At 26.0% G+C, this 7,990-nt stretch carries 6 protein-coding genes; 5 read left to right on the plus strand and 1 reads right to left on the minus strand.

Annotated elements, in window-relative coordinates:
• Nucleotides 1–244 precede the first annotated feature (244 nt).
• The 5 genes from uvrC to AWT72_RS07440 all read left to right on the plus strand — a co-directional run bounded on the left by uvrC (nucleotide 245) and on the right by AWT72_RS07440 (nucleotide 7,633).
• Nucleotides 245–2,002 carry an excinuclease ABC subunit UvrC gene (gene uvrC / locus AWT72_RS07420; RefSeq protein WP_082680590.1) on the plus strand — a complete coding sequence of 586 codons (1,758 nt, stop codon included), beginning with the start codon at nucleotides 245–247 and terminating at the stop codon, nucleotides 2,000–2,002.
• 56 nt (nucleotides 2,003–2,058) lie between these two features.
• Nucleotides 2,059–4,524, plus strand: a complete 2,466-nt coding sequence (locus AWT72_RS07425) for a glycogen/starch/alpha-glucan phosphorylase (protein WP_067143124.1) — start codon at nucleotides 2,059–2,061, stop codon at nucleotides 4,522–4,524.
• A 134-nt stretch (nucleotides 4,525–4,658) separates the two neighbouring features.
• Entirely contained in the window at nucleotides 4,659–5,939 is a 1,281-nt protein-coding gene (locus tag AWT72_RS07430; protein WP_067143127.1) for an ABC transporter substrate-binding protein, read from the plus strand.
• Between the two features lie 6 nt (nucleotides 5,940–5,945).
• Complete coding sequence (locus tag AWT72_RS07435; RefSeq protein WP_067143130.1) at nucleotides 5,946–6,818, plus strand: carbohydrate ABC transporter permease; 873 nt, start codon at nucleotides 5,946–5,948, stop codon at nucleotides 6,816–6,818.
• Entirely contained in the window at nucleotides 6,818–7,633 is an 816-nt protein-coding gene (locus AWT72_RS07440; protein ID WP_067143133.1) for a carbohydrate ABC transporter permease, read from the plus strand. The genes AWT72_RS07435 and AWT72_RS07440 overlap by 1 nt, the downstream gene beginning before the upstream one ends.
• Before the next feature lie 211 nt (nucleotides 7,634–7,844).
• Here the strand turns inward: AWT72_RS07440 and AWT72_RS09280 are convergent.
• A partial coding sequence (locus tag AWT72_RS09280; protein WP_503465675.1) for an EF-Tu C-terminal domain-related protein occupies nucleotides 7,845–7,990 on the minus strand: 146 nt, incomplete at its 5' end.

Genomic DNA, 7,990 nt, shown 5'->3' on the forward strand with positions numbered 1-7,990 from the left:
ATTTATAATTTCCTTATAAAGAACAAAAAATGATTTTAAATTGCTGTTAAGCGATAAAACAAGTCATTTTTTTTTAATTAAAAAAAATGCACGCTTACAAGTTTCTTATTTTTAAAAATTTATAATTTTTAAAAAATTCAAGAAACTGCTATTGTCTCAGAAGTTTCTTTTTTTTATTTTTTTTTGTAAAATGTTTATCTTTTCAGATTTATATATATATGTTAAAATATTACTAGGTGATGACATGATAGATATTAAAAAAATCCCAGAAAATTCTGGTGTATATTTAATGAAAAATAAAGTAAATAAAATAATATATATAGGTAAAGCAAAAAACTTAAAAAAAAGGGTTGCTTCATACTTTACAGGCTCACATAATAGAAAGACTATGGAATTAGTTAAAAATATTGCTGATATTGAATTTTTCATATGCAATAATGAAATTGAAGCCTTTATACTAGAAAACAATTTAATAAAAAAACATAAACCTAAGTACAACATTTTATTAAAAGATGAAAAGACTTATCCGTATATAAAAATAAGTAAAGAAAACTTACCTAGAATTACTATGACAAGAAACAAAAGTCAAGATGCATATTATTACGGACCTTTTCCTAATATCAATCTTAAAACTTTAATAAAAAATTTACTTAAAGTATTTAATGTAAGCGATTGTGGACTTAATGTTAATAAAAACAATAAAAGACCTTGTTTAAAATATCATATGGGACTATGTAATGGGGCTTGTTATTATAAAGATGAAAAAACTGTAAGCGAATACAAAGCACAGTATAAAAAACTAATTAATTTTTTAGAAAATAAAGATACTTCTATACTTAAAGAACTTGAAACTAACATGTTTGAATATAGTAAAAATTTTGAATATGAAAAGGCAATTATAGAAAGAGAAAAAATAAAGGGGTTTAAAAAATTATTAGAAAACCAAATAACTGAAATAACAAGAGAAAATGATAAAGATATATTCACTATTTTCAAAAATACTGATGCTCTATTCCTTTGCATACTTAGTGTAAGAAAAGGTAAATTAATATCTAAATATTTTAATGTGTTTAAAGACTTAGTTGATGATGACAATATAGAAAACTTAGTTTCTATGTTTTACGAAAAAACTACAATCCCTAAAATTATAGTACTAAGTAATGATTTTTTAAATAAAAAGGAAATATTACAAAATTGGTTTAAAAAAGAAAAAAATAAATCTCCTAAAATATACATACCGAAAATTAAAAGTCAAAATAAAGAATTATTAGAATTAGCAAATACAAATTTAATTAGTGAAAAAGAACAATATTATAATAAAGTAGAGCTTGATATTTCAACATTAGAAAGATTAAAAGAGACTTTAAAACTTAAAAGTTTACCCAAACGAATAGAATGTTTTGATATTTCAAATATACAAGGAACAAATCCCGTTGCATCTATGAGTGTAGCAGTTGATGGAAAGTTAAAAAATAGTTGTTATAGACATTTTAAAATAACAGTAAAAGAAACTCCAGATGACTTTTTAATGATGCGTGAAGCACTTACGAGAAGATACTCAAAATTAGATATTAAGGATTTACCTAATGTAATATTAATAGATGGTGGTAAAGGACAAATTGGTGTTGCAGTAGATGTACTTACTAAACTTAATAAAATTGAATATCTTGATATTTTATCTATTGCTAAAAGAGAAGAAGAAATATTTAAAGATACTCAAAAAATTCCATATATTTTCAAAAGAAATGATGAAGTTTTAAAATTATTACAAAGACTAAGAGATGAAGCACATAGATTTGGAATAACGCATCACAGAAAATTAAGATCTAAAAGAGTTTTAAAAAGTAAACTAGATGAAATAGAAGGTATTGGTCCTAAACGAAAAAAGGCATTACTTTTAAAGTTTGGTACAGTACAAAATATTTTTAATGCAAAACTAGAAGAATTACTTGAAATACTACCACAAAATATAGCCGAAAATATATTTTCACTAAACAATTGACATTAATATCAACTAATGTTAAAATTAATTTAATCACGAAAAAAAGGAGATCATAAATGGATACAATTAAAAAAGAAGAGTTAAAAGAAAAAATATTGCTTTCGCTAAGAAGACAATATGGTAAAACTATGGAAGAAGCAAAAAGTTATGAAATTTATTATGCAGTTTCAAGAGCAATAATGGACAGTGTTACAGAAAAATGGTACAACACAAAGAAAACATATGCAAAAAAGAATATGAAACAAATGTATTACTTATCAGCTGAATTTTTAATGGGAAGATATCTAGGTAATAATTTAATAAATCTAAAATATGATAAACTAGTAAAAGAAATTTTAGAAGAATTAAATATAGATTTAAACGAAATAGAAGATAAAGAAATGGATGCTGGACTTGGTAATGGTGGATTAGGAAGACTTGCAGCTTGCTTTTTAGATTCATTAGCAACTTTAAGCTTACCAGGACATGGTTATGGTTTAAAATACAAGTATGGTATGTTTGAACAAAAGATTGAAAACGGTTTCCAAGTTGAATATCCTGACAATTGGACTAAATACGGTACTCCGTGGTCTGTTAAGAGACTTGATAGATGTGTTGAAATAAAATTCGGTGGTAATGTTGAAATACACAAAGATGAAGTAGGTAAAGAATACTATAAAAGAACTAATACAGAAAATGTTATAGCAACAGCATATGATGTCCCTATAATAGGTTATGGTAATGATGTTATTAATACATTAAGATTATGGGAAGCAAGTTCACCTGAAGGATTTGATTTAAAATTATTTAATGAACAAAGATATAATCAAGCATCTGAAAAAGCAGTTGAAGCCGAAGATATATCAAGAGTATTATACCCTAACGATACTGAAAGAAATGGTAAATGGTTAAGATTAAAACAACAATATTTCTTCACTTCTGCATCTTTACAAGATATAGTTAGAAGATATAAATCAATATACGGTAATAACTTTGATAAATTTGCTGATAAAATTGCAATACAATTAAATGATACTCACCCAGTAGTTGCTATTCCTGAACTTATGAGAATATTCTTAGATTATGAAAAATTAAGTTGGAATGAATCTTGGAAAATATGTAAAAAGGTATTTGCATACACTAACCATACTATATTATCAGAAGCATTGGAAAAATGGGATATTAATTTAATTCAACCATTATTACCAAGAATTTATCAAATTATAGAAGAAATCAATAGAAGATTTGTTGTAGAATTAAAAGAAAAATACCCTAATAATTTTGATAAAATAAATAAAATGAGTATAATTTCTAATGGTGTAGTAAAAATGGCTTGGCTTGCAATAGTAGGTTCTCATACTGTAAATGGAGTTGCTCAGTTACATACTGAAATACTTAAAAATGAAGAACTAAATGATTGGTATAAACTATACCCTGAAAAATTCCAAAACAAGACAAATGGTATTACACAAAGAAGATGGTTATTAAAATCTAACCCTGAATTAGCAGAATATATTACTAGCCTTATAGGTGATGAGTGGATTACTAAACTTGAAAAATTAAAAGGTTTAGAAAAATATGAAAATAATAAAGAAGTGTTAGATAAATTATTAAATATAAAGAAAAATAATAAAATAAGACTTGCAAAATATATACAAGAAACTACTGGAATAGAAGTTGATATTAACTCTATATTTGATATACAAGTTAAAAGATTACACGAATATAAGCGTCAATTATTAAATGTTTTACATATAATGGACTTATACAATAAAATAAAAAATAATCCATTATTAGATATAGAACCTAGAACTTTTATATTTGCTGCTAAATCTGCACCAGGTTATAGAAGAGCAAAAGGTATAATAAAGTTAATAAATTCTATTGCAGAAGTTATAAATAATGATGCAAGCATAAATGGTAAAATTAAAGTTGTATTCTTAGAAAATTATAGAGTATCTCTTGCAGAAATTATATTCCCTGCTGCTGATATATCAGAACAAATTTCAACTGCTGGTAAAGAAGCATCTGGTACTGGTAACATGAAATTCATGATTAATGGTGCTATGACACTTGGAACATTAGATGGTGCTAATATAGAAATAGTTGAAGAAGCAGGAGCAGAAAATGCCTTCATATTCGGATTAAAAGCAGATGAAATTAAGAAATTAACTGATTCAGGAGAATATAATCCTATTGAAGAATACAAATTGGTTGAAGGTTTACAAAAAGTAATAGACCAATTAACAGATGGTACTTATGATGATAATAACACAGGATTATTTAAAGAAATACAAAACTCATTATTATATGGTGTAGATGGAGATAGAGCCGATGTATACTTTGTATTAAAAGATTTTGATAGTTATAGAAAAGCACAAGAACTAGTTTCAAAAACATATAGAAACAAAGAAAAATGGTCTAATATGATGCTTAAAAATATTGCAAATGGTGGTAAATTCTCATCTGATAGAACTATAAAAGAATATGCAAAAGATATCTGGAATATACATGAAACTGAAATAAATAATTACATAAAATAAGGATTTTATAATTATTAAAATTGCTAGAAATTATTATACTGAAATGAATAACTACACAAAATAAAGATTTGACAATTATTAAAATTACTATAAAATATTATAAAGAAGGGATTTATAATAAGGAGGAATTAAATATGAAAAAGAAATTATTATGGTTAACAACATTAGTTATTACAATGTTTACAGTGTCTTGTTGGGGAGGAGACAAAGAAGCTTCAAAAGAAGGGGAAGCTGTAAATATTAATATATTCCAATTTAAAGTGGAATTTAAAGATCAGTTTACTGAATTAGCAAAAGAATATATGAAAGAACATGAAAATGTAAACATTAATATCACAACAGTTGGTGGTGGAGCAGATTATGGTGCTGCATTAAAAGCAAAATTCGCTTCTGGTGATGAACCTACAATATTTAATATAGGTGGTCCACAAGATGTTAAAGATTTACAAAGTAAATTAGAAAATCTTAAAGGTTCTAAAATTAGTGATTTGGCTATACCTAAATTATTAGAAGGAGTTACAGTAGATGGAAACATTTATGGAGTTCCATATAATCAAGAAGGTTATGGTTTAATATATAATAAAGAAGTATTTGAAAAAGCTAATATAGATGCTTCTAAATTAATTACTTATTCTGATTTATTAGAAGCAGTTGAAATACTAGATTCTAAAAAAGCTGAATTAGGGCTAGATGCAGTATTTGCATTCCCTGCAAAAGAAACTTGGGTAACTGGTTTACATTTATCAAATATATTCATATCACCAGAATTTAATGGAGATATTCTTAAAGCATTTGAAGCAAAAGAAATAAAATTTGAATATGCAAATCAATATAAACAATTAGTTGATTTACAAAATAAATACTCAGTACAACCAACAGTTAGTTTAGATTACTCACAACAAGTTGAAAAATTATTCTCACTTGGTAAAGTTGCTATGATACAACAAGGTAACTGGGCATTTAGTTCAATTGCAGGAGTAGATGCAAAATTAGCAGAAAATATAGGTATGATACCTATACCTGCAGAAGGTGTTATTGAAAATAAATTAGCAGTTGGAGTTCCTATGTTCTGGGCAGTAAATAAAGATGCTGACGATGCTTCAAAAGAAGCTGCTAAAGATTTCTTAAATTGGATGTATTCATCTGAAGTTGGAAAAGATTATGTAATAAATAAATTTAAATTTATACCTGCATATATGGGATACGAAAACGAAAAAATAGTAGATCCATTATCACAAGTAGTATATAACTATTCAAAAGATGGTAATACTCTTAACTGGGTATTTATGGGTTATCCATCAGGTTGGGGAATGAACACATTAGGTTCTAACTTACAAAAATACTTAAGTGGTAATGCAACATTTGATGAAGTTATTAACACTTCTAAACAAGCATGGCAAGAATCAAGAAAGTAGAACATTATGTTTAAATATAAGAGAAAACATGAATTGTTCTTTTGGTTATTTATAATACCAACTATTACGGCCTTATTTATGGTCGTAATAGTTCCTCTTTTTTATGGACTATATTATTCATTTACAAGTTGGAATGGTATAACTAATCCTGTATTTATAGGATTAAAAAATTATGTTGATTTATTTAAAGATAAAGAATTTTTAAATTCTATATGGTTTACTACTAAATTTGCAGTAGTTTCTGTTTTATTAATAAATGCATTAGGTTTAGGATTAGCATTATTAGTAACACAAAAATTTAAAGGGTCCAATCTTTTAAGAACTGTTTTTTTCATGCCTAACTTAATTGGTGGACTTATATTAGGATTTATATGGCAATTTATTTTTATTGAAGTGTTTTATTCAATCGGAGATAAAATAGGGTTTGAAAATCTTAAAGGATGGCTTTCTACAACTAATACTGGATTTTGGGGATTAGTAATCTTAACAGCTTGGCAAATGGCTGGTTATATCATGATAATATATATAGCACATTTAGAAACTATACCCAAAGATTTAATAGAAGCTGCAGAAATTGATGGGGCAAATTCAATTCAAAAATTTAAAAATGTAATATTTCCATTAGTGGCACCAGCATTTACAGTTAGTATGTTTTTAACACTATCAAATTCTTTTAAGTTATACGACCAAAATTTATCATTAACTAATGGTGGACCATATAACTCAACACAAATGGTAGCAATGAATATATATAACACTGCATTTTCTGCAAATAAAATGTCATATGCTCAAAGTAAGGCCATTATCTTTTTTATAATAATTGCAGTTATATCTTTAACTCAAGTATATTATAACAGAAGAAAAGAGGTGGAATATTAATGTTTAAAACAAAAAAAATCATTTATATTTTAGCACCTTTATTAGGTATTTTATGGCTAGGTCCTTTTTATTTAATGTTGGTTAATTCATTAAAAACTAAAAAAGAAATATTTGCTTCTTCTTTAAGTTTACCAACTGGATTAAATTTTAAAAACTATGTATTAGCAGCCCAAAATTTAGATTTTATAAAAACTTTTATAAATTCATTAATAATTACAGTAATTAGTGTATTAGTTATTATAATATTCTCATCTATGGCAGCATATGCAATAGCCAGAGTAAGAAATAAAGTTAGTACCATAGTATTATTTATATTTATTGGTGCTATGTTAATACCATTTCAGGCTGTAATGATACCATTAGTATCATTTTTTGGAAAATTAAATATGCTAAATAGGGTAGGTATAATATATATGTACTTAGGCTTTGGTTCAAGTTTATCAATATTTCTATACCATGGGGCTATAAATTCAGTTCCCAGAGCATTAGATGAAGCAGCAATAATAGATGGCTGTAATAGATTTCAAGTGTTTTGGTATATAATATTTCCAATGCTAAAACCTATGACAGTAACAGTTGCTATACTAAATACTATATGGATTTGGAACGATTATTTATTACCATCATTAGTAATAAATAAAAATGGTTCAGAAACTATACCACTAAAAATGTTTTTCTTCTTTGGAGAATACACTAAACAGTGGCATTTAGCATTAGCAGGACTTACACTAGCTATAATACCAGTAATAATATTTTACTTCTTAGCACAAAAACAAATTATAAAAGGAATTACAGCTGGAGCAGTAAAAGGGTAAGTACATTTTAAGAATAAAAGATATTTAAAATTAAGATATCAAAAATTAAATATATCAGAAATTAAGATACTGAAAATTATGGTTTTAACTAATCATATTAACTCAGTATCTTTTTTTAAACATATTTACACATATTCATATATAAATAAAAAGTTGCAATAAATAGTCCTATACTACTTATTTGCAACTTATTTTTATTCTAAATGTTTATTTATTTTTTGATTTCTGAAACTACTCCTGATGCTACTGTTCTTCCACCTTCTCTTATAGCAAATCTTAATCCTGGTTCCATTGCTATTGGGTGAATTAATGCTACTTCTACTGCTACGTTATCTCCTGGCATTACCATTTCTATTC

This window comes from Oceanivirga salmonicida (genome assembly GCF_001517915.1).
GTDB classification, from domain to species: Bacteria; Fusobacteriota; Fusobacteriia; order Fusobacteriales; family Leptotrichiaceae; genus Oceanivirga; species Oceanivirga salmonicida.